This is a genomic window from Paenibacillus sp. PL2-23 (assembly GCF_040834005.1).
Taxonomy (GTDB): Bacteria; Bacillota; Bacilli; order Paenibacillales; family Paenibacillaceae; genus Pristimantibacillus.
In genome coordinates this window covers 4,562,472-4,585,555 of sequence record NZ_CP162129.1, presented here as the reverse complement: position 1 = coordinate 4,585,555, position 23,084 = coordinate 4,562,472, and the positions used below count along the sequence as shown (strand labels likewise).

The window sequence follows — 23,084 nt, the reverse complement described above, 5'->3', positions numbered from 1 at the left end:
AATTATACTCTTCCAACTTTACCTTTTATGCTTGGCTTGCGGTCATGTGGTGAGGGATATTAGTGCTTGTTTCCCCGAATGCTGGAGTCAATTCCTCCGTTCACGATCACGTTATCAACAAAATATGAAATTATGAGAAATAAAGTTGCACTTTTTGTTCTCATTTTATAGGTTACAATAAAAGGGAGAAATGTTCAAAGGAGTGTAGTGGCTGATGAGAGATCCAGCGCCTTGGCAGAAGCGTTACGACATGATGTTGGGAATGGCGATCCTGCTTGGTACGATTGGCCAATATTTGTTTGTGAACCGCGTACCTGGAATATCCGTTCCGATCTTCACGCTGTTACTGTATATCTATTTCTTCTATGTAACGAAGGGAAGGCGAGGAGGCTTCGACCGGTGGCGGGGTCAATCCAAGACGGGCTGGCTGTTATTTGTCCCAATTGGTCTCCTTGCGCTCTCATTTGCTATATTCGACAATAAGCTCTTTCGTATTCTAAACCTCGGGGCGCTGCTCATCCTGCTCGTCGGGCAGACGATGCTGCTGACCAGGGGAGGCTCCGAGCCATGGTACAGACTCAAATTCGCGGGGGAGCTGCTCAAGCAATGGCTGATCACGCCTTTGGCCCATCTGGGAGCGCCATTCGGCATATTGGCTGACTGGCTGAGGGTAGGGGATGAGGGCAGCAGAACGCGGGGCAATCTGGGCAAAGTGGGTCTTGGCTTGCTGATCGCGGCGCCGCTTCTGCTTGTTGTCATTGTGCTGCTTGCATCGGCAGATGGCATCTTCCTGTCTTGGCTTAACCGGCTTCCGACATGGCTCGAAGGGGGTTCAGTGGAGAACAACTTCCTTCGTTTCCTGTTCGCGGCCTGTACAGCGATCTATCTCTTCTGTTATGTATGGGGGCTGATGTTCAAAAGGGAACGTCGCGCCAGCGCCTTGACGCAAGAAGCGGCAGGTATGCCGGCGTCTGCGCTTCAGCCAGCTCAACCTGCAGGCGACGGCCAAACCGGTCAAGCTGGTCAAACCAGCACTGCGCTGGATCCCATCGTAGCAGCAACCGCGCTGATCAGCGTCAATATTGTATATGTTTTGTTCGCGGCTATTCAGTTCACGTATCTGTTCGGAGCGGCCGATGGCTTGCTGCCTGAGGGCACCGCATATGCGGAATATGCGAGAAGAGGGTTCGCTGAGCTTGTGTTTGTTGCGCTGATCAACATTTGCGTGCTGTTAGTCGGGCTTCATTTTGTCCAACAAGGAAGTCAGGTCCTCGAGCGTCTGCGCAAGCTTCTGTTGACCGTCTTAATGGGCTGTACGCTTGTCATGCTGGCATCCGCTTATAGCCGCATGTCTCTGTACGAGGAGGCTTACGGGTATACGCAGCTTAGACTGCTGGTGCACGGCTTTATGATTTTCCTCGGCATATTGATGGTAGTGGCTATCGCGAGGATCTGGTACCGTTGGTTTTATTTGGCCAAAATATATGTTGCGCTAGGCGTAGCGGCTTACGTTATCATGAACTATATCAATCTGGACGCGCGGATCGCGTTTAACAATATCGAACGTTACGAAGCAACGGGCCAAATCGATTTGTATTATTTGTCCACGTTGTCCGCTGATGCGGCTCCTGCGCTGGAGAAGCTGGAACGCGAGCATCCGGAGCTTGAAGGCGTTGCTGGCCTGCTGGAAGAAATGCGGCGTCAAGCGGATGAACGCAAGCATTGGCAGTCCTGGAGCCTATCGCTTCAGAAGCTGAGAAACGGATAATATCCGGCCTTCTCGCTGGGAGGGAGAGAGATGAAGAGGAAGAAACGACGGGGTTGGCTATATTTGATTATCGTGGCGGCGGTTATGCTCGTATTCTTATACGCGGAGAATAACTGGATTGGAGTAACAACCTATAAGATCGCGTCTCCTAAGCTGCCGAATGGGGCAGAAGGATACAGGATCGTGCAGCTGTCGGATCTTCATAGCAAGGAGTTCGGACGCGACCAGAGACCGTTGCTGCGGAAGGTGGAGAAGCTGGCGCCGGATCTTATCGTCGTCACAGGGGACTTGACGGACAGCAGCCACTTCGATGCGGAAGCAAGCCTTGGGATGATGAAGGGAGCCGCCGAAATCGCGCCTGTGTATTACGTCAGTGGCAATCATGAATTTGCTACGATGGGATACCCTGAGCTGGAGGAGCGTCTGCGGGGGATCGAGGGTATTCATATTTTGCAGAACGAGCATGTCATCCTTCCTGTGGGGGAAGGCGCCATTCGGCTGGTCGGCGTAGACGATCCTATCTTCAACCGGGTGGAGGACAGCGACGTTGACAAAATAACCGCTCATCTGGAGGAAGCCCTCGCAGGCATCGAACACTCGGAGGCGTTTACCCTCCTGCTGTCCCACCGGCCGGAGCTGTTCCAGGTATACGCCGATTACAGCATGGACCTTAGTCTGTCGGGTCACGCACATGGCGGCCAGTTCCGCGTCCCGTTCGTCGGCGGCGTGTACGCCCCGGAGCAAGGCTTCTGGCCCGAGTATTCCGAGGGCCTCCACCAGCTTGGCAGCTCCCAGCTTATTATTAGCAGAGGACTCGGCAACAGCACATTCCCGCAGCGGATCTTCAATCGTCCAGAGATTGTGCTGGTTGAGCTGAGCCGAGCCGCTGGATAGTCCATGTCACTCGCCAGGCGGCAAAAGAGGCGGCTGTACCCGTTGGAAACGCCAATTCGTCCGCATATCCCTCAGCATACGGTATAGTAACGAATGGTATGGGATCGGATTGGAGCGCTTAAGCGGGAGAGGAAGTGAAGCGGATGTTCGGATGGTGCTGCAAGGTTGTCGTCGTCAAAAATCAAGGCACCATTATTTTCGGCAATATTAAGGAATACGCGCCGAGCACGAATTCCGTCACGAGCGGCGAGTCCTCGGGCAGCGAGCAGGGCAGCGAAAACACAGAAGCAGGCGTCAGCGGCAGATCGAGCCGCAAGAGAAGGCGCGGAGGACCTCGGGTTTGCCGCAAGAAGCTCGGGAAGCAGCGCGTACTGCGAGGCAGAACGGGGAAAAGCTTGACTTACTGGACATGCGGGGAATAATTAGAAGGGTGGAGCATTCCAAGCTAAACTCACAAAATATACCGAATGAAGGCGGTCTGCTTAACTGGCTGCTGTTCTTGAAAAGCGAGGATACAACTAACTGGGAGGTGTTGAAAGTGAATGAACCAACTTTGGGTAAAGCGATGACTGCATTGGAATATCTCAGTCAAGATGCAGAAGCACGTCGCATGTACGAGATGAGACAAAAAGCTCTGCATGATGAAGCTTCCATGCTAGAGGGTGCAAGAGCAGAAGGGGAGTCTTTCGGTAATCTAAAAGGAAAATTGGAAGTTGCCGAGAACATGTTATCTAAAGGAATGGACTTAGCAATCGTAGCAGAACTGACAGGACTTTCAACAGAGCAGTTAGAACAACTGAGACGAACACATTGAAAGCTTAGCTTAGGCTGTGTGGGACTAACTCCTTCGCAGCCTTTGTTATGAATTGGAATATACTTAGCGGCTGCTTCAAACTCTATATAACGGAACCAAGTCAAATAATATATTTTTCCAATCAGATAAGTGCCGCATACCCTTACGCCGTTAGGGTAAAAAAAGGGACCCGCTGCAACGGGCAGCGGGCCAAAGTGTTTATATTATAAAAAAGGGGGTCGAGTTCTATTATAGGCTCCCTACATTAAAGAGCGATGAATGAAAGATTTCATTTGTATTACAAATTATTGGATGGCTATTCCAAGTTGTTGTTGTGACAAAAATACATAAAGGCAGGAGTCACTATGCGAACAATCTTCACATTCATCATGATTGTATGTCTGTTGTCGGCCTGCGGCGCCAGCTCTGACAGCCGCAATACGAACGAAGGGGCGCCCTCGCCTTCGAAGCAGGCTGAAGAAGTTATGACCCATTCCCCGGAGCCGCAGCCAGCAGAGGTGGAGAAGGCGGTTGAAGCACCTGAGACACTGAATCAAGCTAAGGATGTCTACGCGCTCATCCCTTCAGGTTGGGAAGTGTTGGATAAGGATGGTCCGGTCATCGCCCAGGGGGATCTGAACAAGGATGGCATCCAGGATACGGCTATGATTATTGAGGCGCAGGATAAAGGCGGGCAGGAGGCGCCTCCGCGCGCCTTGCTCATCGCCTTCGGATCGTCGGTCGGCGAATTCTCGCTCTCCATCTTGGCGGACCAAGTCATTCTGAAGTCCGATGAAGGGGGCGTATGGGGTGATCCCTTGGAGTCGCTGGCTATCGATCGAGGCTCAGTTGTCGTCAGCCATTATGGCGGAAGCAACTGGAGATGGTACAGCAAATACCGATTCCGGTATCAAGACGGTGATTGGTATTTGATCGGAGCGACGAAGGGCGAATCTTTTACGGGTGATGGGTCGCAGAGGGAAGAGGATGAGAACCTGCTGACCGGAGATTATATCATAACGACTACGGATGAGAAGGGAAAGGTAACAACGGAGCAGGGCAATAGAGGGAAGCAGGGGCTAATTAAGCTGGCAGACTTCGATATCCGCAACCGATGAAAAAAAGGCGTCCTCTGAGGCTTGGAGGACGCCTTTTTGCTCCGTCTTACAGCTTGCTACTCCCGCGAAATAATCAGCTTCAGCTGGCCGTCCAGCTCGTACGGACCGAAGTCGACCGGCAGGATCAGATGATCGCCTTTGTTCAGCTTATATTCGTTGTCCAGCACGCGTAGGTAGCCGCTGCCTTCAATGACGCTGACAAGCGTATATTTTTTGTTCGCCGGAATTTCTGTTTTGCCGGAAATGTCCCATTTCTCCACGGTGAAAAACGAATTCGAGACAAATGTGGTCTGGACAATGCCTTCGCGTTCTGCGGCGAAGTACTTGGCGGGCTCGTACGCCTGCGGGATCGTTGTGACGTCGATCGCTTTCTCGAGATGAAGCTCTCGCAGGTTTCCATTCTTGTCACGGCGGTCGTAATCGTACACCCGATACGTCGTGTCGGAGCTTTGCTGCGTCTCCAGCACAACGATGCCCTTGCCCAGAGCATGGATTGTGCCGCTCGGGACATAGAAGAAGTCGCCAGCCTTCACCGGTACCTTCGTAAGCAGCTCATCCCACTCGCCGTTCTCGATCATCTGCCGCAATTGGTCCTTGGAGACCGCTTCATGGCCATAGATGATCGCGGCGCCCGGCTCCGCGTCCACGATATACCAGCATTCTGTTTTGCCCAGCTCGCCGTTCTCATGCTCGCCCGCATAGCTGTCATCGGGATGCACTTGAACCGACAAATCGTCGGAAGCGTCCAGCAGCTTCGTGAGCAGAGGGAACACCTTGGCATTGGAACGGAACAGCTCCTGGTGCGAGGACCAAAGCGTGCCTAAAGGCATGCCGGCGTAAGGCCCGTCCTTGACGATGCTCTGGCCGTTCGGATGCGCGGAGATTGCCCAGCACTCTCCCGTATTATCCGATGGGATGGAGTAGCCGAACAGCTCCTGAAGCTTGGTTCCGCCCCAAATTCGTTCCTGGAACACGGGCTGCAAAAAAATCGGTTGATTCGTATTCATAAAAGCTAACACTCCTCTTCTAATATGAGATATGAACAAGGGCCGCCGCGCCGATCAGACCGGCATCCTGGTGAAGGGCGGCAGGCAGGACGGGCGTATTCCGCCCGGATGGGTTCAGCGCGTTGCGGCTAATATAACTGCTGACGGCCTCGAATAATGGCGCTCCGATCTGGGAGACGCCGCCTCCAATAACGAGCAGCTCTGGGTCAAAGGTGTTAATAAGCGTCACGCAGCCGACTCCTACATATTCGAATACTCGGCTCACCAGCTGCTCCATGTCGGGGTGCTGTCCCGAGAAGGCCAGCTCGAATGCTTCCTTGGAGGTGACTGGACGACCCAGCAGCTCGCTTGCTTCTCTAGCAATCGCCGTGCCTGAAGCGATGTATTCGAAGCAGCCCCGTTGTCCGCAGACACAGGTGCCTCCGGCCGGGTCGACGACCATATGCCCGATATCCCCAGCATTGCCGGTTGCTCCGGTCATAAGCCGTCCATGGCTGTAGATGCCGGCTCCAATGCCAGTGCTGATCGTAATGAAAACGAAGTGATCTGCAGCTTTCGCCGCGCCGACCCACTTCTCCGCAAGCGCTGCGGCTGTAGCGTCGTTCTCCAGCACGATTGGGGCCGTGAAGTGCTGCCGGAATGCCTCGACGACAGGAAAGCCCCACCAGCTGCGAAGATTGGGAGGCTCGGCGATCTGTCCCAGCTTCGTGTTCAGAGGACCGGGAGCGCCGATGCCGATGCCTTGCAGGTCGCCAGGCTTCAAGCCTTGCTCTGACAGCAGCGCCATAGCGGCATCGGCCATACGCCCTACCATTTGTTCCGGTGTAATCGTAAGATCCGTAACAAGCGAGGTTTTGGATATGATCCGCCCGTCAGAGTCAACGAGACCGATAGCGGTTTTGGTGCCGCCAATATCGATTCCTAACGCAAATTTCACTAGGTTCCCTCCTGATGGTCAATCTACAACTTGACAAACTTGACAGAATTATTATTTGTAAAGTAAAGTTGCGTTAAGTTTACCATGTTTCGAAGGGATTGAAAAGAACGATGGCGCGCAAAAAAAAGGTATCGATGCAGGATATCGCAGACCGCCTGAACATTTCGAAAAATGCCGTATCGCTTGCCCTGCAGGACAAAAGGGGCGTCAGCGAAGAAATGAGGTATCGGATTCTGCAGACGGCCAGGGAACTGGGCTACGGGGCTTACGCGGAGAAAGCGGCAGTTGGCGGTAATGTGCTGGTGCTTGTGCCGGAGCGAATTATGGGCTATCAGGATAACGATCATTTCCGCTTCTATCATGACATGATCTGGGGGCTGGAGAAGAGCATTCGGAAGCGAGGGCTTAGCGCGGTTATAGTGCCCATCGCCGTGGAGATGGAGAAGGGGCTTCAATTGCCCCGGCATTGCGAGGAGATCGACTATATAGGTATTTTGTTGTTCGGCATTGCAGAGAAAGAGTACGCAAGAATAGTGTGGGAGCGGGATGTGCCCCTCGTCATGATCGACTCCTACCATCGGGAGCTGCCTTGTCCGGTTGTCGCCACCGCCAATATTGAAGGCGCTTATGAAGCTGTCGCTGCGCTTATTCGTTCCGGACATCGAGAGATCGGATTTATTGGTTCCGCCAACCTGACAACCAGCCATGAAGAGCGCTGGCTGGGCTATTGGAGCGCGATGCGGCAGCATGGTCTTGCGGTGAATGCACGGGCTGTGCTGACGGATTCCGCGGGTTTTTATAACACGGAGCGGGAAATAGCCCATTTTCTGAATGGCTTAGAGGCGTACCCGACCGCTTTCTTCTGCGGGAACGACCGGATCGCTTATTTGCTTGCGAATGAGCTACGGACGCGGGGGCTGGGGGTGCCGGAGGAGGTATCAATTATCGGCTTCGACGATCTGCAATACGAGGAGAACGGCGGACTCGGCATGACGACGATGCGGGTGGAGAAGGAGCGTATGTGCGAGGCGGCGGCGGAAATGCTGCTCTCGCTGAAGGGCGCGCCGTCTAGGGAGATGCTGCGGATGTATATCCCGCCGACGCTTGTCGTTCGGGGGTCGGTGAGACGGATCAAGGATTGGGATTGGCAGTAGCGGACATTGTGTCTCCTTAGCGGCTGCCTTTTGAACACTTATGGGCGTAATGGACAATCCCGCATTCAACGAAATACCGGCAGTGCTGGAGAAGCCTCGCTGTACGTGCTGACGGTCAACACCTTGCTCTCATTCAACGTAGCGAAAAAAACCTCCTCCATCGTTAGTCCCTCCCCCTTCAGCTCGCGCTCCAGCCATTCCTCGCTCACCCCCATCGCTTCCAGCGTATGCCGCTGAGCTTTGCCTTCCTTAATGACGGCATAAGCGAGGCCAAGAGCAGCGTTCGGGATTCCCAATATAGCAGGTGTCGAGTGCTGGTTCTCGGCCTTCTTCAGCACACTCAGCTCCCCGTTTCCTTCCAGAACCGCAATTTCCACAACCGCAGGATCGAATATACCCTGCTCCCTCAGCAATCGTAATATATCGTCGACGCTGTATTGCAGCTTTTTCAATTTACCACGCAGCAATTGGCCTTTATGTACAACGATGGCAGGCTCGAACGTAACCAGCTTGCCGAATTTGCGCGATTTGATCAATAACACAGAAAACAGCTTCTGCAAAACGCCGATGGCAGCAATAGCAATTGCGGTATGCAGGTGCTCAATCTTGGGATCTGCGATATCGGCGCCTATCACCGAGCCGAGGGAGAGGAAGATCAGGAAGTCGAAGATTGGAAGCTGCCCGATCGATCTTCTTCCCATAAACAAGGTGACGACTAGAAGAAGCGGGTAGATGGTATAGATACGGCCAAGCACGAGCAAAGTATCATTTAGGATAGACATCAATCGGCTCCTTCGACAAAATTTGTAATGTCTTACCACTATCCAATATATGGTGTCAAGGATTGTCGCAAAATATTCATATATTAATAAATTGTAAAATCGTCAAACTGATCTATAATGGAAAGGGTTACTGTAAAAATCGCGAAGTAAACGGGAGGTTGCGGAGTGGACTGGCAGGATATTTTATTTAAGTTTGTCGGGGGCCTGGGCATATTCCTGTTCGGCATCAAGTACATGTCGGACGGACTGCAGAAGACAGCAGGTGACAAGATGAGGGACTTGCTGGCAAGGTATACCTCAAACCCGCTCCTGGGTGTGCTGGTCGGCATTGTGGTTACGATTCTAATTCAAACCTCAACAGGCACAACAGTTATGGCGATCGGTCTCATTAATGCTGGCCTTATGACGCTGCGTCAAGGGATCGGTGTTATATTGGGTGCGAATATCGGGACAACGATGACCGCCTTTATCGTAGGGATCAAGATTGAGGAATATGCGCTGCCTATCATTGGCGTGGGCGCGTTCCTGCTCTTTTTTATCAATAAAAAAAGAGTTCAGTACATCGGACAAGTCATCTTCGGCTTCGGCACTCTATTCCTGGGGCTGTCCACGATGGGCGGGGGGCTGAAGCCGCTGCGAACCTTGCCTGAATTTACGAACTTTATCGTGGACTTATCGCATAGTCCCATATTGGGCGTTATTGTGGGGACGGTCTTCACGATGATCGTGCAGAGCTCCAGCGCCACAATCGGTATTCTGCAGACGATTGCCGATGAGGGCATGATCAGCCTCAGAGCATCATTGCCTGTCTTGTTCGGCGACAACATCGGTACAACGATTACAGCGGTGCTGGCCTCGATCGGCGCGAGCGTGGCTGCCAGACGAGCGGCATTGGTCCACGTTATTTTTAACGTGCTGGGTACCATTATTTTTATGCTGGTGCTGGGTCTGGTGTACGATTTTGTGTCTTGGATCGGCGCGGATTCCAACATTCGGATGCAGATCGCTTACGCGCATGGCATTTTTAACGTAACAAACACGATTCTGTTCCTGCCGTTCATAGGCGTGCTGGCGTGGATTGTGACGAAGATTGTTCCGAAGAAGGAGCAGGAGCTGGAGTTTGGCGCTAAATTTTTGGATTCGCGTCTTCTTGCTACACCGTCGATCGCGCTGGGACAAGCTCAACACGAGATTATCCGGATGGGCAACATCGCGCGCGAGACGCTGAATGACGCTACGGCGTTCTTCTTCAAGCGGGAGACCAAATCGGCCAGCCAGGCGCTTCAGAAGGAGCAGCTGGTGAACGAGCTGGAGCGGCGGATTACGGATTATATGGTGAAGATTCATCAGAATGGCTTGACGGAGGGAGAATCCGAGAAAGCCTCTGGTTTGCTGCATACGATTAACGATATTGAACGGATCGGCGACCACGCGGAAAATATCGTTGAGCTGACAGAGTTCAGCGTAACGAACAAGGTCGAATATTCGGCCGACGCGACGCGGGATCTGAAGGAAATGCTGGAGATGGCCGACCACACGGTGGAGAGAGCGATTTATGCGCTGGAGCACAGCGATCTCGAAGCTGCCGGGGAAGTGCTGAAGGGCGAAGCGGAGTTGGACCGTATGGAGCTGGAATTCCGCAAAGCGCATATTAACCGTCTGAACCAAGGCCTCTGCACAGGCAATTCCGGCGCGATCTACCTGGATATTCTGAGCAACCTGGAGCGGATCGGCGACCATAGCAAGAACATCGCGGAATACGTGCTAAAAACCGAATAGCTTGATCATTCATGAAGGGGCCCGCAGCGATGCGGGCTCTTATTGTTGAGTGGCTTTAGAGTCTATTCTAGCCAAGGAAGGGCATATCGTCTGCCATCGCTGAGTATGACATAGCCATCCTGATCATAGGTTATTGTCCTGCTGTCGGGTTCACGCTGGATATCTACTGCCTCCCATTCTCCGGTAGTCCATTGCTCCAGATCAATTGGTGCCATCCAAAGCCGTGATGAGTTGGTGGGCCATTGATGAGACAAGACGGTCATAGCACCCCATGCAGGCGACAACTGAATATCGAGAAATTGAACCTCATACACATTGTGCTGAAATAACAGATGAAATACGCCATCTAAGGTTAATGCTCCGATTCTGATGTCGGCACCTAATGCCTGGTGCTTCTTGTCCTTATGGGACGAGTGCAATAAAACGATCCTCACTCCGCTTTCCTCCAGGTACTGGTACAGCCAGCCTGATTCCAATAGTTGACCGGACTTCCCGTCAAAGAGCGAAAAATCGGTTAATCCGGCAGAAGGGAATTCATTCCATTGCACATAAATGACATTGTGTAGCCATCCGAATGTATGGCACGAACCGCTTTGATTAGGATGAACAATGCTCATCTCCTGTCCGGAGTCCAGGTCCATAAGCCATAATTCGCATAAAGCTTGGTTGTTAGCTTCCTTCCGCTCCTTACGATTATAGAGCAGCTTGCTGCCATCAGCCGATAGGGATGAATCGTTTCTGTTCCATCGGGCAGGCGGCGAAGCTACTGGCTGGACAGTCGCATCGGGTGTCGCAGTCGCGCTCTTCTGGACAGCCGACAGGTGGGCGGTGGCATCTCGAGCTTCATTTGTGCTGCTCGCGCAAGCGGATAGCATACTGAGGATAACCATTATTACGACAAGCCCCTTCATTCTTACCAAAATCATTTTTTATCATCCCCTTGTGTCGCTACTGCTACATGAATAACGCACAGCATGTGGGAAAAGTTACAGCCCTTGCCTCTATGCTTTAAGTGATTTCCACTTCGCCAGCTGCTCCTCCATCTGCGAGATGACATCGTCAATCTCGTGAGGGAACAGCGTGTATTCGCCATCGTGGGAGGAGGTGGCAAGCTGAATCATCGTCTGCGTGATATCCGCTTGACGCGCGAGCTGGGTCTGGAGCTGCTTGAGCAGCTCTGCGACGTTGCCCTTCGGCGTCGTTGCAAGGCCTCCGGGGGAGGATACTTCTGCTGCGGATGAACCGTCGGATGAAGCGGCGGGAGCCGCAACGCGTGAGGCTGATTGCGCGGACTCAGCCTTAGCGGAGGGGGACGGCTGAGCAGCAGGCTCGACGACCGGAGCATCCTCCTTCTCCGCCTGCTTCCGCGCCTTCTCCTTGCGGTTCTGCTCGTAGATCGACCATGTCTCGATAAGACCGGGACCGCTCTTCAGCAGCAGCTTCTCCTTCGTTCCGTCCGAGATCGTCTTGTCCTTGAACAGCTTGGCGATCTTCTTCACGTCGCTGACGGGAAGCTCGTCACGGGCCGCGATGAGGGCAAGCGGGTCGCGATGCTCCATAGGCAGATCCTTAAGCGGGAGCAGCTGATCCTCGGTCAGTCTGTCCTTGCGGATCTCCACGCCGCTGACAATGAGCTTCTTGACGGCGCTGCTGAATTTCAGCAGCTCCATCTTATTTTTGATATAGGCTTCCGGCTTGCCCAGCTTGGCTGAGAGAAACTTGATGGAGCTTCGGAACCGGGCATCGTTCATCAGCTTGTCGAACGCTTCTGCCTCCTCAATGGGAGAGAAGCCTTCACGCGTCAAATTTTCCGCAATTTGCTCCAGATAGATCTCCATCTCGTCCGTCGCCGTCGAGACAATGCATGGAATTGTCGCGCGTCCGAGCCTCTCTGTCGCTTTGTACCGGCGATTGCCGTATATAATCTTGTAACGTCCATCGCCCGTTGTTCTTACTTTGATGGGGGAGAGCAGTCCGAGCTCCTCGATGCTGCGCATCAGCTCCTGCAGCGCTTCTTCGTCGAACTGGTATCGGGGTTGGTCCTTATCTTCGTCGATTAAAGCCATAGGAAGTTCAATGATGTCCATTTGGATTCTCCTATCGTTCATTCTTATCGCATGGTAACGTCCGATTGGGACGACCCTATTATATACCAGCCGTGCGCCGTGATGTAGAAAAATTTGGTCAACTATCGGCGCAGGACGTCCGCGATCCGATGAAAGTGTAATATTTCCAATAAAAATTAAAGATAATATGGGGTAATTGTCAGATACTATTCCTCAGGAAAAAGGGATGAGGAGGTGCGGGGTCTGAAAGCATCGCGCATATGGAAAACGTCATTCACTCTATTGGCGCTAGGAGTTATGCTGGCAAGCGTAACCTTATGGGGATGGCGGGAGGAGCTCCCTTCTATTGCCCATTCAAGCAGCCAGCCGATGGTTGAATCAACGGGCTTAAACCCAATGAAGCATTATGACGTTATCGTAGCCGGCTCTGATCCGGAAGGCGTAGCCGCTGCATTGTCAGCAGCCCGGAGCGGACTGCACGTTCTGCTGGTAGACGGCAAAGGGCGGGATAGGCTGGGCGGTCTCATTACGCTGGGATGGTTGAATTCCTTCGATTTGAATTTCGCTCCAGCAGCCGGAGAGGGTGCGGGGAGCCTGGAGCTCTTGAACAAGGGCATATTTCAGGAATGGTACGATCAACTGGAAGGAACGTCGATTGATGTAGAGAAGGCAGCGGCAACGCTGAGCCGTATGGTGTCGGAGGAGCCAGGGATTGATGTGCTGTTGGGGACGCAGTCGATGAGACCGCTTATGGACGGAAAGGATATCATGGGCTTAGCTATTGTTGATCCAACCGGCAGGGAACGACGGATAAAGTCGCATGCCGTCATTGACGCCACGCAGGATGCGGATATTGCGGCTATGGCAGGCGTGCCGTATACGGTTGGGCGTGAGGATCTGGGCGAGCCCGAGGCCAGAATGGCTGTAACGCTGGTATTCAAGCTGGGCGGAATGACAGACGATATCTGGAGGTCGCTGGGCAAGCGAAAGGATACCGGCATGGACAAAATGAGCGCTTGGGGGTTCCCGGATGCCAAGCTCTACGAATCGAGCGACCCGGGCCGAGTTGCGCTTAGGGGACTGAACATCGGACGCCAGAACGATGGCACCGTTCTCGTCAACGCCATGCAGCTGTTCGGCGTTGATCCGCTTGATCCGAAATCGCGAGAGCAAGGCATGGAGCTCGGGAGAAAGGAAGCGCCGCGCATTGTCAAATATTTGAAGCGTCATTTCAAGGAGCTCTCGCAGCTGGAATACGCTGGTGTCGCGCCGGAGCTGTACGTCCGCGAATCCCGCCATATGCAGGGCGAATACCGGCTGAAGCTAGCCGACGTCATGGAGAATCGGGATTTCTGGGATGCGATTGCGTATGGCTCCTATGACGTAGATATTCAGCGCATGAACCGCGAGGATACCGGCGCGATTATGCTGTCGCCGCAGCAATACGGAGTCCCGTTCCGCACGCTGGTTCCCCTGGGAGTAGATCGGCTGCTTGTCGTCGGGCGCTCGGCGAGCTTCGACTCCTTGCCGCATGGCAGCGCGCGGGTCGTGCCGCTTGGCATGGCGACAGGCCAAGCGGCGGGTGCGGCGGCGAAGCTGGCTATTGAGCGCGGTGTGAGCTTTCGCTCGATAGCCCGTTCCGAGGAAGCGATTGCGGAGCTCAGACGCAGGCTGGAAGCGGCGGGGGTAGACCTTGAATACCGCAACTTTCCTGCACCGGCTTACAGCAGCCACCTGGCTTACAAGGGACTGCTTGCAGCGGTCAGCATGAACATGACAATCGGCGGCTACGACAACAACAGGTGGGAGCTGGATCGCAAAGTCACTCCGGCGTCCTACCGAAATCTGATGCTGCGGCTGTTTCTCGTCCATCCGGATCTGTTCGCGGGAAATCCGGCGCAAGCCGTGAACACGAGCAGGGGCGCCAGCGGCTTCAGCCTGGAGCAGGCGGCTAGCGCATTATGCGTCATGGCCGGTGCGGAGACCGACCAGAACAGGGCAACGGCGGAGCTGCTGAAGCGCGGTTGGCTGAAGGAGAAGACCCTTCAAGCCGTCACAGATCAGAAGGCAATAACGAACGGAGAAGCGTTTATGCTCATTCGCGACATTCTGGAATACTATGGGGGAGTCCTATATGAGTAGAAGGAGCGGCGCCATCTATGGCGTCTTTCTTTTTGTTAAATTGTTCTTTATAAAGAACAACTATGGTGATATAGTAAGGGGTATGTAGAGGGTTGATCACAGTGGCAAAGGTGCAGGTGTCTGCATGAATAGTATAGTCCAGGCTCCTGAACGAGGCTATCGGAGGTTAGAGGATGGAATGGTTAAATGAACTGCAGGAGGATTCGGTTCCGTATTTGCTCCAGGAGCGTGCGCGGCGTTATTCCCGCCACATGGCTTACATGTTCCCGGAATGGAATCAGAGATACACGTGGCATGATGTTTGGCGGGAAACGCTGAGCCTCGCCCAGGGCTTGGCGAATCGTGGAGTTCGGCATGGCGACAGGGTTGCCTTCTTCATGACAGGGCGCATGGAGCTCATCGTTTCCATGTACGCAGCGGCTTGTCTTGGCGCGGTACTCGTGCCGATCAACGCATATTCCAGGAAAAGCGAGCTTGCGGGCTGCCTGAGGGAAGCACGTGCATCGGTGCTGATCATTGGGGTTGAAGGCCATGGGCAGCATTATCCGACTCTGCTGCGTGAGCTTGTTGATGAGCAAGCAGCTCTGGCTGGAGCGGATTGGCTGCCGCATTCCTTGTTTGTCATCGGAGGGAGCGCAATGGATCGAATGGGCTTCGGCGCTTATACCGAGCTGTTGTCTCGGCCGGATCGGGAACGGCTGAACCCGGTTCTCGCGAGCGTATCGTCCCGCGATCCTCTTGTCCTGCTCTTCACCTCCGGCACACTGGGCGCTCCAAAAGCGGTGCTTCGCACGACCACGTCTTTTTTTGTCCCCGCGCGAGGCGACAACCAGCCAAAGCGATGGATGGGCGGAGCCGCCGATGCGCTTAGCGCGCCCATCATGCAGGCGTTCAAAATGCTGAATTTGCTGCCGCTGTACCACATGGGAGGGTTCGGAACGCTGCTGTCCAATTTGAAGCCGATCAAGCTGCCGACGGTCATGCTCAGCCGCTTTCATCCCATCGAAGCGTTGTCGGTCATTGCGTCGGAGCGTTGCAAAATAATGGTCGGCACGCCGTACATGATGCAAAGAATGGTGGCTGCGCCAGAGCGTTCGCGCTATAATCTGTCCTCCTTGCTGGGGGTGGCTTTTACTTCAGCTGCGGTAACTCCGGCGATTCTGGAGCAAGTGACAGGAGAGCTTCGTTTGCAATTTTTTACAGTCAGCTATGGCTCATCGGAGGCGGGAGCTGTGTCAACAGGGACGTGTATCCGCAAGGAGCATTTGCGAGGTGTGCTGATCCCTATGCTGTTCCGGCTGTTCGAGCGGTCGAATCTGCTGGGTGGAATAATGGAATATGGACAGTTCATGAGGGAAAGCAACAGTCTTGCGGGCAAGGTAGAGTCCAGCGTGGAGATCCGCGTCGTGGATCCCGTATCCGGGGCCGTGCTGCCGCCAGGCGGACAAGGGGAGATCCATATCCGTGGCAATCGGGTTATGCGTTATACGAATGCAAACGCGGAGCGTCCGGCGTTCACCGAAGACGGGTGGTACCGATCGGGCGATCTTGGCTGGATGAACGAAAACCGCGAGCTGACGATTGCGGGCCGGTTGCATCGCATGATTTCACGAGGCGGCGAAAAGATATCCCCCGTCGAAATCGAAGCCGTACTCCTCCGGCATGGAGAAGTGGAGGAGGCGTTCGTTATCGGCGTTCCGGACGGGATGTACGGCGAGGAAATATGCGCCTGCGTCGTGCCGAAGCGGGGAAGCGGGCTGACGGCGGAACGATTGAAGGCGGAGCTGTCGCCATTGTTGTCAGCCTTTAAGCTGCCGCGCTCCTTCCTGTTCCTGCCGCAGCTGCCGCTCTCGCCTACAGGCAAAATATCCGTGGCCGAGATGAAGGAGCTTGCGCTGCAGGAGCTTGGAGATAGAAGGAGACATGCGTAGTGCGCACCTTCTATCCAGGGATCACGGTATTTAAATTCGCCGGCGCGCTGCTTGTTCTGTTCGCCCATGCCATGTATTTCTCCTACATGACCGAGACGACGCCGAGCCAGCTGATGTCGTTCGCCGCTCTCGCATTGCGTGTCGTCGTGCCCTGCTTCTACGTCATCGCTGGCTTTCTGGCATACAAGGGCTGGAATCGTGCTGAGCGTCCAGTCGAATATGTAAGAAGATACGTTGTGCGAATTGGATTGCTCTACGGCATCTTCTGCTTGCTGTTCACGGTTCAACATATCGTGCCCGGTCTAATCTCGGGCGGCTTGACGGTGGGCAATATGATTCTGCAGGCCAAAATATGGTTGGTGGCGGTATTCGTAAGCGGGCCTTATGTGCATCTGTGGTTTCTTCCTCCATTGCTGTCGGGGATGCTGGCTGCCTATTGGCTCCTGAGGAAGGGGGGAACCAGGCTGGCGATAGGGCTTGTGCTGGCTGGATATTCGTTATGCCAGTTCTCCTCCGGCAGTCTTCGCTTCATGTTCAGCGGCGCGATGGACGGCTTCCTGGGCATTCGACTCGAAATATGGGATTTCATCGATCTCACGCTGACGAATCATGTGGGGTTTGGTCTCACATTCGTCTGTGCGGGCGCGCTTGCGGCCCGTTTGGAGGAACGATTGATGACGATGCGGGCTCTGAGGTGGATAATTCCTACATTTGCTTTGGCAGCCGCCGAGATCGTGCTGCTGCTCAGCGTGTCGGAGTGGACGACGGAATACAAGCTGGTTTTTGCGATATTGCCATTGACCCTGCTGTTATTCCGCGGTGTGCTGCATATCCGCAGCGAATTCGCGACGGCGCATCATCGAACGCTCAGCTTGTTCAGCATCGTGACGTATGTCAGCCATATCTTGTTCATGCAGGCGAACCGGCACGTTTTCGGGTGGGAGCTGACGGAGATGACGATGCTGGAGGACGCCTTGCAGTTCCTTCTGACCTTGGCTCAATGCACTCTTCTAACCTATGCGATCCTCTTGTTGACGCGCAGGCGCAAGGGCGAGGCTCCCCGCACGCCGGAATTCGCTCAAGGCGCGTGATAGCAGGCTTGTGTTATGAGAAAAGGCTGTCCTAGCTGGTCGACAGGACCAACAGAGGACAGCCTTCTTGGCGTGCTATTGGAAAAAGCTCTGGAATGTCGTTGTTGGTGTTTCGGTTTTAACGGTTCCTTCGGGACCGGACTGGTCCATTCTGCACGGGACAGGTTGAATACTCCATCTGAATTTGGTAGCTTGGAGGAACAGACGAAACATGAGGAGTGGTGGTTGGGTATGGGATTGGAGATTGAAAGAAAGTTTTTGCTGCCGGAGTATCCGGATGCTGTCATTAGGGCGGGCGAGCTCGTCCTCCGATTGGAGCAGAGAATCGAGCAGACGTATCTGGCTATGGACGACAACGAGGAGCTGCGTATTCGCCGTATTGCGGACCTGGCGACTGGAGAAGTAAGCTACACGCATACGTTCAAGCGAGGCAATGGGCTTGTTCGCGAAGAAGTGGAGTATGCGATATCCGAGGGCATCTACTCGCAGGTAGCGGCGGCTTTCGGCTTTATGCCGCTGACCAAAAACAGGATAACGGCGGAATGGAATGGACGGACCGTCGAGATTGATATCTACGATCAAGTGCAGCTAATTGTGCTGGAGGTGGAGTTTGGGTCGCTGGAGGAAGCGAACGCGTTTGTTGCCCCGGATTGGTTCGGCGAGGATATCAGCTCGAAGAAGCAGTATAGCAACAAGACGGTCTGGAAGCAGCTGCAAGGGGAGAAGTGGCCAGGGAAGTAGGCGCAGCGGAGAGAGCAGCAGACGGATGGCAGCGATAGCCACACGAGGTGTGGCTATGGCTCCCAATGAGGCGTCACGGTGCGCGACAGCGACACGAGTGATCGTTGTAGTAACTTGCGAGCAGCTAATTGGTTGAATAACGACATGAGGTGTGGCTATGGCTCTCAATGAGGCGTCACGGCGCGCGATAGCGACACGAGTGATCGTTGTAGTAACTTGCGAGCAGCTAATTGGTTGAATAACGACATGAGGTGTGGCTATGGCTCCCAATGAGGCGTCACGGCGCGCGACAGCGACACGAGTGATCGTTGTAGTAACTTGCGAGCAGCTAATTGGTTGGATAACGACACGAGGTGTGGCTATGGCTCCCAATGAGGCGTCACGGTGCGCGACAGCGACACGAGGGATCGTTGTAGTAACTTGCGAGCAGCTAATTGGTTGGATAACGACACGAGGTGTGGCTACGAGCGCACATTGGGTGCGCCGAGCAGTAACTACACGACGTGTCGCTGCTGCTATTCGAGATGAGGAGGCCGAGCGTTGTCGATACACGAAACTAGCGGTTATTTGCGCAAGGTGGCGTTGATGAGGGAGAGCGTGCCTTCCTTTCGCCAGTATCCGTTCAGCCTGCAGGCGGTGCGGGAGCTGGACGAGCTGAGCTTCCATCCCAAGGTGACGTACCTGATCGGAGAGAACGGCTCCGGCAAGTCAACGCTCATGGAGGCGCTGGCGGTTGCGCTGGGGTTCAACGCGGAGGGCGGGACGATCAACTTCACGTTTCATACGAAGGAGACCCATTCGGAGCTCCATCAATATTTGAAGCCGGTGAGGGGCCCGAGGCGGCCAAAGGACGGGTTCTTCTTCCGCGCGGAGAGCTACTACAATCTGGCGACGAATATCGACGAGCTTGACGCGGTTCAATCCTACGGCGGCAAGTCGCTTCACCAGCAGTCGCATGGGGAGTCGTTCCTGGCGGCGTTCCTGCACCGCTTCAGCGGGAACGGTCTCTACATCCTGGACGAGCCGGAGGCAGCGCTGTCGCCGTCGCGCCAGATGGCGCTGCTTGCGCGCATGCATGATCTCATCCAGGACAACTCCCAGTTCATTATCGCTACGCATTCCCCCATCCTGATGGCGTACCCGGACTCTATCATCTATGAGCTGACGGAGGATGGGGTCCGGACAACAACTTGGGAGGAGACGGAGCATTACGTGATTACCAAGCAATTCCTCAATCATTCCGAACGAATGCTGCACGATCTGTTGACCGACTCCGAGGATGGCGACTGAGCTGGAGGCTACTCCATGGCATCATACAACCTGCAAAAGGGAGTTCCGACAGGCTGCTGAACGACTGCAGCCCGTCGGAACTCCCTCTTCGCAATGCCCTATTCGTCATTGTCCCGTCTTGTCTGCAAGCTCCTCATACAGCTCACGCGTCCGCGCCGGGTCCTCGTCGTTGTACACCACATACAGCTCATCCAGCTTCATGACGATGAACGGAGGAGACTGCTTGAACACATACAGCTTGGCCGGGCCAAGCTCATTCAGCTTGAAATTGCCCCGCGCGTAGGCGGCTGTCGCCATCCCGTTCGTCCGGAAGCCGGTCGGGACGCTGTCCTGGAGCGTCAGCTCCTGAATGGCCTCAGCCTCGAAGCTATAGGGGTACTCGGAGCTTTCAATCGTGATGAGACCTTCTTCATCGATCACAAGCGCCGGAGGCGACACGTCCGCCCGCACGAATATGACCGTAAGCGGAATGACGATGACTGCAATGAACGCGTAGACGGTGTAATGCAGCGTCCTGCCAGCCCTTGTCGCGAGATTGAAGGTCATGCCGCTGCCGATCCGCTTGGGCACCCAAGCCGAAGCATCCTCCGGATTATGGTAATACAGGCCGTGCCGCCAATGCTCGTCATCATCCGTTTCGTAGCCATGCCCATCCGTGTCGCCATATCGATATTCCAGATCCTTGATCAGCTGATGAACAAAATAAATGCCAAACAGCGGAACCAGTGATACCATAGCGATCCCGCCCAGCCACATGCCGAGGCCAATCATGGTGCCCCCTGACAGCACGTTATAAGCGATCGTGGCATTCATGACCTCGAAGATGGCCAGCGTCAGCCAGAACATCGACCAATATCGCCTTGCCGCCTGCTGAATGGCAGCATTCGGAGCGGCATTCCGGCTATAAGCACGCTGTCGGCCGTGGGTGAAGGTAAGCGAGATCAGCAGTGTAACGCCCGTCATCAGCAGCGAAGCCGCGCCAGCAAGACGCAGCAGCGAATTGCCGTTCTGCAGGGATATGATAATAAGAGGGATGCACATCAGGGCCGGTACGATATACCAATATGGGGACCAAGGCTTCAGCCCAGACATAAACGCTATATCCTTTTCCACGGATACGAACCTCTTGCCCTGCGGGAACCACCCATTGTCCCGTTTCAGCGCGGCCGCCTTGTAGTGTATCCGTTTAAATGGTACTGTGGAGGTGTATAAAACCGCCGCCAGCCAGATGAAGAAATAGATGTAAGCCAGTGAAAAATAGTCGCTTAGGGCCAGCAGAGGCACCAGCGAGACGACCCACGCGAATCCGTACCAAGCATAAGCCTTGCGGTACTCCTTGCCAAGCGCGGCAAGCCTCTCGTCCGAGAGCGCTTCCTCCGGCAGAGTGACGCCGAACCATAGGCCCTTCTTGGCCTTGGATTGCGACCAGAACAGAATGAGAACCGCCATACATATGATACCGGCAGGCATTAGCAATATCAGTGTGTCCACAGCTCAACCTCCAAATCTATCGCGCCTAATGTTCTCGCCCAATATAATATAGAAGATTCCCATTTGCAAGGGGAGCTGTCATTATTCAAGACGATAAGGAGCTATACATCATGAGAAATATTCGATTCGGCGTTATTGGCACCAACTGGATCACGGAGCGCTTCCTGGCAGGAGCGAAGCACCATAAGCAATTCGAGCTTGCCGCCGTCTATTCCAGGACGGAGGAGAAAGCGGCGGAATTCGCCGCCAAGCACGACATTCCACACCGCTATACGGAGTTGGACGCGATGTTCGCGAGCGGAGTCATCGACGCAGTCTATATTGCAAGTCCTACCAGCTATCACGCTGCGCATGCGATTGCGGCAATGAATCATGGCATTCATGTGCTGTGCGAGAAGCCGGCGGCTTCCAATGCCCGGGAGATGAAGGAAATGATAGAGACGGCGAAGCGTACGGATACGCTGCTTATGCATGCGATGAAGTCCACGCTGATGCCTGGCTTCGGGGCGGTTCGCGACAATTTGGAGCGGATCGGGACGGTTCGGAGATTTTTTGCAAGCTATTGCCAGTATTCCTCCCGCTATGATGCCTACAAGGCCGGCCAGGTGCTGAACGCGTTCAAGCCAGAGCTGTCCAACGGCTCGCTGATGGATATCGGCATCTATTGCATCTATCCGGCAGTTGTTCTGTTCGGCCGTCCGGCCTCCGTGAAGGCGCAGGCTTATATGCTGGAATCCGGCGTCGACGGCGAGGGCAGCCTGCTATTGGGATACGAGGGTATGGACGCGGTGCTTATGCATTCCAAAATAACAAATTCGTTCGTGCCGAACGAAATACAAGGGGAGCTCGGCAATCTGTACGTTGACCGGATCAGCGAGCCTGAAAGCGTCGAGCTCCGTCTTCGGGGCGGGGCGAGCGAGGACCTGTCCCGCCCAACCATCGAAGACAACATGTATTACGAGGTCGAAGAATTTATCGGTCTGCTGAAAGAGGGCCTCCGGGAATCGTCGACGAACTCGCATGAGGCGTCTCTCATTACGATGGAGATTATCGACGAGGCGAGAGGACAGATTGGACTGAAATTCCCCGCGGACGAGGCAGCGGGCGGCTAGTCCAGCCGGTAGATCGCAAACGGCTCGCCTTGGCTGAATGGACGGCTGAGCTTCTCCAGCCGCTCCAGCGCCTCCTCCTCCAGCTTCAGCTCAAGGCTGGCGAGGTTCGCCTCCACCTGCTCGGCGCGTGTTGCGCCGACGATAACAGTCGATACGGCTGGCTGGTCCATCAGCCATGCGAGCGACAGTGCGCTGGCCGTCGTGCCAAGCTCGGCAGCAAGCCCGCTAACCGCCTGGGACAGGGCGACCGTCTCCTCGCCGAGGAACCGCCTGAAGCCGGGATCGGTATCCGCTCGCGAGCCGGACGGCGCAGCCTGGGCCGACGCGTATTTGCCCGTCAGGATGCCGCCAGCCAGCGGGAAGTAAGGAATGATCCCGAGCCCTTGGTCAAGGCACATCGGGATCAGCTCCCGCTCCGGCGTGCGGTCGGCGAGCGAATAGCTCGTCTGCATTGACACGTAACGGTTCAGTCCGAGCCGATCGCTGATGCCAACCGCCTTCATCAGCTCCCACGCGTAGTAGTTGGACGCGCCGATGTAGCGAACCTTGCCCGAGCGAACCATGTCGTTAAGCGTGCGAAGCGTCTCCTCCAGCGGCGTCTCCGGATCAAAGGTATGGATCTGATACAGATCCACGTAGTCGGTCTTCAGCCGCTTCAGGCTGGCCTCCAGCTCTGCAGTCAGATGGCGTCGTGACGAGCCGCGGCTGTACGGTCCCGTTCCTCTCGGCAAGCCCGCTTTGGTCGTAAGCACGACCTCATGGCGACGTCCCTCCAGCGCTTCCCCAATAATGCGCTCTGATTCCGTACCCGCATAGATATTCGCCGTATCGACAAAGGTGATGCCTGCGTCGATCGCGCAATGGATCACTTCCTTCGAGGCTCGCGCGTCCGCGCGTTTTCCGAATGCGTTGGTTCCAAGACCAAGCGCGGACACCTTGAGCCCGCTGTTCCCCAGCTTCCGATATTCCACCTAGCCTCACTCCTTTT

General features: G+C 54.7%; 20 protein-coding genes. 13 read left to right on the top strand and 7 right to left on the bottom strand.

Annotated features, from left to right (window positions below):
- Nucleotides 1-214: 214 nt before the first annotated feature.
- From AB1S56_RS20395 to AB1S56_RS20375, 5 genes are all read left to right on the top strand, one after another.
- On the top strand, nt 215-1,768 hold the full coding sequence (locus tag AB1S56_RS20395) for a DUF4173 domain-containing protein (RefSeq protein WP_340869896.1): 1,554 nt from the start codon (nt 215-217) through the stop codon (nt 1,766-1,768).
- 30 nt (nt 1,769-1,798) lie between these two features.
- Nucleotides 1,799-2,662 (top strand): metallophosphoesterase, encoded by an 864-nt coding sequence (locus tag AB1S56_RS20390; RefSeq protein WP_340869897.1) that lies wholly within the window; start codon nt 1,799-1,801, stop codon nt 2,660-2,662.
- A 143-nt stretch (nt 2,663-2,805) separates the two neighbouring features.
- Entirely contained in the window at nt 2,806-3,084 is a 279-nt protein-coding gene (locus tag AB1S56_RS20385) for a hypothetical protein (RefSeq protein ID WP_340869900.1), read from the top strand.
- An 8-nt stretch (nt 3,085-3,092) separates the two neighbouring features.
- A complete protein-coding gene (locus AB1S56_RS20380; protein WP_340869901.1) occupies nt 3,093-3,476 on the top strand; it encodes an Rpn family recombination-promoting nuclease/putative transposase in 384 nt (127 codons plus the stop codon).
- Nucleotides 3,477-3,820: 344 nt separating this feature from the next.
- Nucleotides 3,821-4,573 carry a hypothetical protein gene (locus tag AB1S56_RS20375; RefSeq protein WP_340869902.1) on the top strand — a complete coding sequence of 251 codons (753 nt, stop codon included), beginning with the start codon at nt 3,821-3,823 and terminating at the stop codon, nt 4,571-4,573.
- 56 nt (nt 4,574-4,629) lie between these two features.
- On the opposite strand, the gene manA is transcribed toward AB1S56_RS20375, so the two are convergent.
- Both manA and AB1S56_RS20365 read right to left on the bottom strand, forming a co-directional pair.
- On the bottom strand, nt 4,630-5,580 hold the full coding sequence (manA, locus tag AB1S56_RS20370; protein ID WP_340869903.1) for a mannose-6-phosphate isomerase, class I: 951 nt from the start codon (nt 5,578-5,580) through the stop codon (nt 4,630-4,632).
- Between the two features lie 19 nt (nt 5,581-5,599).
- Complete coding sequence (locus AB1S56_RS20365) at nt 5,600-6,517, bottom strand: ROK family protein (RefSeq protein ID WP_340869904.1); 918 nt, start codon at nt 6,515-6,517, stop codon at nt 5,600-5,602.
- A 110-nt stretch (nt 6,518-6,627) separates the two neighbouring features.
- Here AB1S56_RS20365 and AB1S56_RS20360 point away from each other — a divergent pair, with 110 nt between their 5' ends.
- A complete protein-coding gene (locus AB1S56_RS20360) occupies nt 6,628-7,671 on the top strand; it encodes a LacI family DNA-binding transcriptional regulator (protein ID WP_340869905.1) in 1,044 nt (347 codons plus the stop codon).
- 65 nt (nt 7,672-7,736) lie between these two features.
- On the opposite strand, the gene AB1S56_RS20355 is transcribed toward AB1S56_RS20360, so the two are convergent.
- Nucleotides 7,737-8,453 (bottom strand): DUF421 domain-containing protein, encoded by a 717-nt coding sequence (locus tag AB1S56_RS20355; protein WP_340869906.1) that lies wholly within the window; start codon nt 8,451-8,453, stop codon nt 7,737-7,739.
- 165 nt (nt 8,454-8,618) lie between these two features.
- On the opposite strand from AB1S56_RS20355, the gene AB1S56_RS20350 reads away from it, so the two are divergent.
- A complete protein-coding gene (locus tag AB1S56_RS20350; RefSeq protein WP_340869907.1) occupies nt 8,619-10,232 on the top strand; it encodes a Na/Pi cotransporter family protein in 1,614 nt (537 codons plus the stop codon).
- Nucleotides 10,233-10,294: 62 nt separating this feature from the next.
- Here AB1S56_RS20350 and AB1S56_RS20345 read toward each other — a convergent pair whose 3' ends face one another.
- Both AB1S56_RS20345 and AB1S56_RS20340 read right to left on the bottom strand, forming a co-directional pair.
- On the bottom strand, nt 10,295-11,158 hold the full coding sequence (locus AB1S56_RS20345) for a hypothetical protein (protein ID WP_340869908.1): 864 nt from the start codon (nt 11,156-11,158) through the stop codon (nt 10,295-10,297).
- 75 nt (nt 11,159-11,233) lie between these two features.
- A complete protein-coding gene (locus tag AB1S56_RS20340) occupies nt 11,234-12,319 on the bottom strand; it encodes a ParB/RepB/Spo0J family partition protein (protein WP_340869909.1) in 1,086 nt (361 codons plus the stop codon).
- Nucleotides 12,320-12,595: 276 nt separating this feature from the next.
- Between AB1S56_RS20340 and AB1S56_RS20335 the strand changes: the two genes are divergently transcribed.
- From AB1S56_RS20335 to AB1S56_RS20315, 5 genes are all read left to right on the top strand, one after another.
- The gene (locus AB1S56_RS20335; protein WP_340869910.1) at nt 12,596-14,440 is read left to right on the top strand and encodes an FAD-dependent oxidoreductase; all 1,845 of its coding nucleotides are present in this window, start codon (nt 12,596-12,598) and stop codon (nt 14,438-14,440) included.
- A gap of 173 nt (nt 14,441-14,613) precedes the next feature.
- Nucleotides 14,614-16,371, top strand: a complete 1,758-nt coding sequence (locus tag AB1S56_RS20330) for a class I adenylate-forming enzyme family protein (RefSeq protein ID WP_340869912.1) — start codon at nt 14,614-14,616, stop codon at nt 16,369-16,371.
- Entirely contained in the window at nt 16,371-17,462 is a 1,092-nt protein-coding gene (locus AB1S56_RS20325) for an acyltransferase (protein ID WP_340869914.1), read from the top strand. The genes AB1S56_RS20330 and AB1S56_RS20325 overlap by 1 nt, the downstream gene beginning before the upstream one ends.
- A 231-nt stretch (nt 17,463-17,693) precedes the next feature.
- Entirely contained in the window at nt 17,694-18,203 is a 510-nt protein-coding gene (locus AB1S56_RS20320; protein WP_340869916.1) for a CYTH domain-containing protein, read from the top strand.
- A gap of 540 nt (nt 18,204-18,743) precedes the next feature.
- On the top strand, nt 18,744-19,493 hold the full coding sequence (locus AB1S56_RS20315; protein ID WP_340869918.1) for an AAA family ATPase: 750 nt from the start codon (nt 18,744-18,746) through the stop codon (nt 19,491-19,493).
- Nucleotides 19,494-19,598: 105 nt separating this feature from the next.
- On the opposite strand, the gene AB1S56_RS20310 is transcribed toward AB1S56_RS20315, so the two are convergent.
- Complete coding sequence (locus tag AB1S56_RS20310) at nt 19,599-20,984, bottom strand: DUF5808 domain-containing protein (RefSeq protein WP_340869919.1); 1,386 nt, start codon at nt 20,982-20,984, stop codon at nt 19,599-19,601.
- A 110-nt stretch (nt 20,985-21,094) separates the two neighbouring features.
- Here AB1S56_RS20310 and AB1S56_RS20305 point away from each other — a divergent pair, with 110 nt between their 5' ends.
- Nucleotides 21,095-22,096, top strand: coding sequence for a Gfo/Idh/MocA family oxidoreductase (locus AB1S56_RS20305; RefSeq protein ID WP_340869920.1), 1,002 nt, complete (start codon nt 21,095-21,097; stop codon nt 22,094-22,096).
- Here AB1S56_RS20305 and AB1S56_RS20300 read toward each other — a convergent pair.
- The gene (locus AB1S56_RS20300) at nt 22,093-23,067 is read right to left on the bottom strand and encodes an aldo/keto reductase (RefSeq protein WP_340869921.1); all 975 of its coding nucleotides are present in this window, start codon (nt 23,065-23,067) and stop codon (nt 22,093-22,095) included. The genes AB1S56_RS20305 and AB1S56_RS20300 overlap by 4 nt on opposite strands.
- Between the last annotated feature and the right edge of the window lie 17 nt (nt 23,068-23,084).

What these genes read in the sequence shown, in the direction of transcription:
- AB1S56_RS20395 (WP_340869896.1), top strand. Translation starts at nt 215, where the DNA reads ATGAGAGATCCAGCGCCTTGGCAGAAGCGTTACGACATGATGTTGGGA.
- AB1S56_RS20390 (WP_340869897.1), top strand. Translation starts at nt 1,799, where the DNA reads ATGAAGAGGAAGAAACGACGGGGTTGGCTATATTTGATTATCGTGGCG.
- AB1S56_RS20385 (WP_340869900.1), top strand. Translation starts at nt 2,806, where the DNA reads ATGTTCGGATGGTGCTGCAAGGTTGTCGTCGTCAAAAATCAAGGCACC.
- AB1S56_RS20375 (WP_340869902.1), top strand. Translation starts at nt 3,821, where the DNA reads ATGCGAACAATCTTCACATTCATCATGATTGTATGTCTGTTGTCGGCC.
- manA (WP_340869903.1), bottom strand. Translation starts at nt 5,580, where the DNA reads ATGAATACGAATCAACCGATTTTTTTGCAGCCCGTGTTCCAGGAACGA.
- AB1S56_RS20360 (WP_340869905.1), top strand. Translation starts at nt 6,628, where the DNA reads ATGGCGCGCAAAAAAAAGGTATCGATGCAGGATATCGCAGACCGCCTG.
- AB1S56_RS20355 (WP_340869906.1), bottom strand. Translation starts at nt 8,453, where the DNA reads ATGTCTATCCTAAATGATACTTTGCTCGTGCTTGGCCGTATCTATACC.
- AB1S56_RS20345 (WP_340869908.1), bottom strand. Translation starts at nt 11,158, where the DNA reads ATGATTTTGGTAAGAATGAAGGGGCTTGTCGTAATAATGGTTATCCTC.
- AB1S56_RS20340 (WP_340869909.1), bottom strand. Translation starts at nt 12,319, where the DNA reads ATGGACATCATTGAACTTCCTATGGCTTTAATCGACGAAGATAAGGAC.
- AB1S56_RS20335 (WP_340869910.1), top strand. Translation starts at nt 12,596, where the DNA reads ATGCTGGCAAGCGTAACCTTATGGGGATGGCGGGAGGAGCTCCCTTCT.
- AB1S56_RS20330 (WP_340869912.1), top strand. Translation starts at nt 14,614, where the DNA reads ATGGAATGGTTAAATGAACTGCAGGAGGATTCGGTTCCGTATTTGCTC.
- AB1S56_RS20320 (WP_340869916.1), top strand. Translation starts at nt 17,694, where the DNA reads ATGGGATTGGAGATTGAAAGAAAGTTTTTGCTGCCGGAGTATCCGGAT.
- AB1S56_RS20305 (WP_340869920.1), top strand. Translation starts at nt 21,095, where the DNA reads ATGAGAAATATTCGATTCGGCGTTATTGGCACCAACTGGATCACGGAG.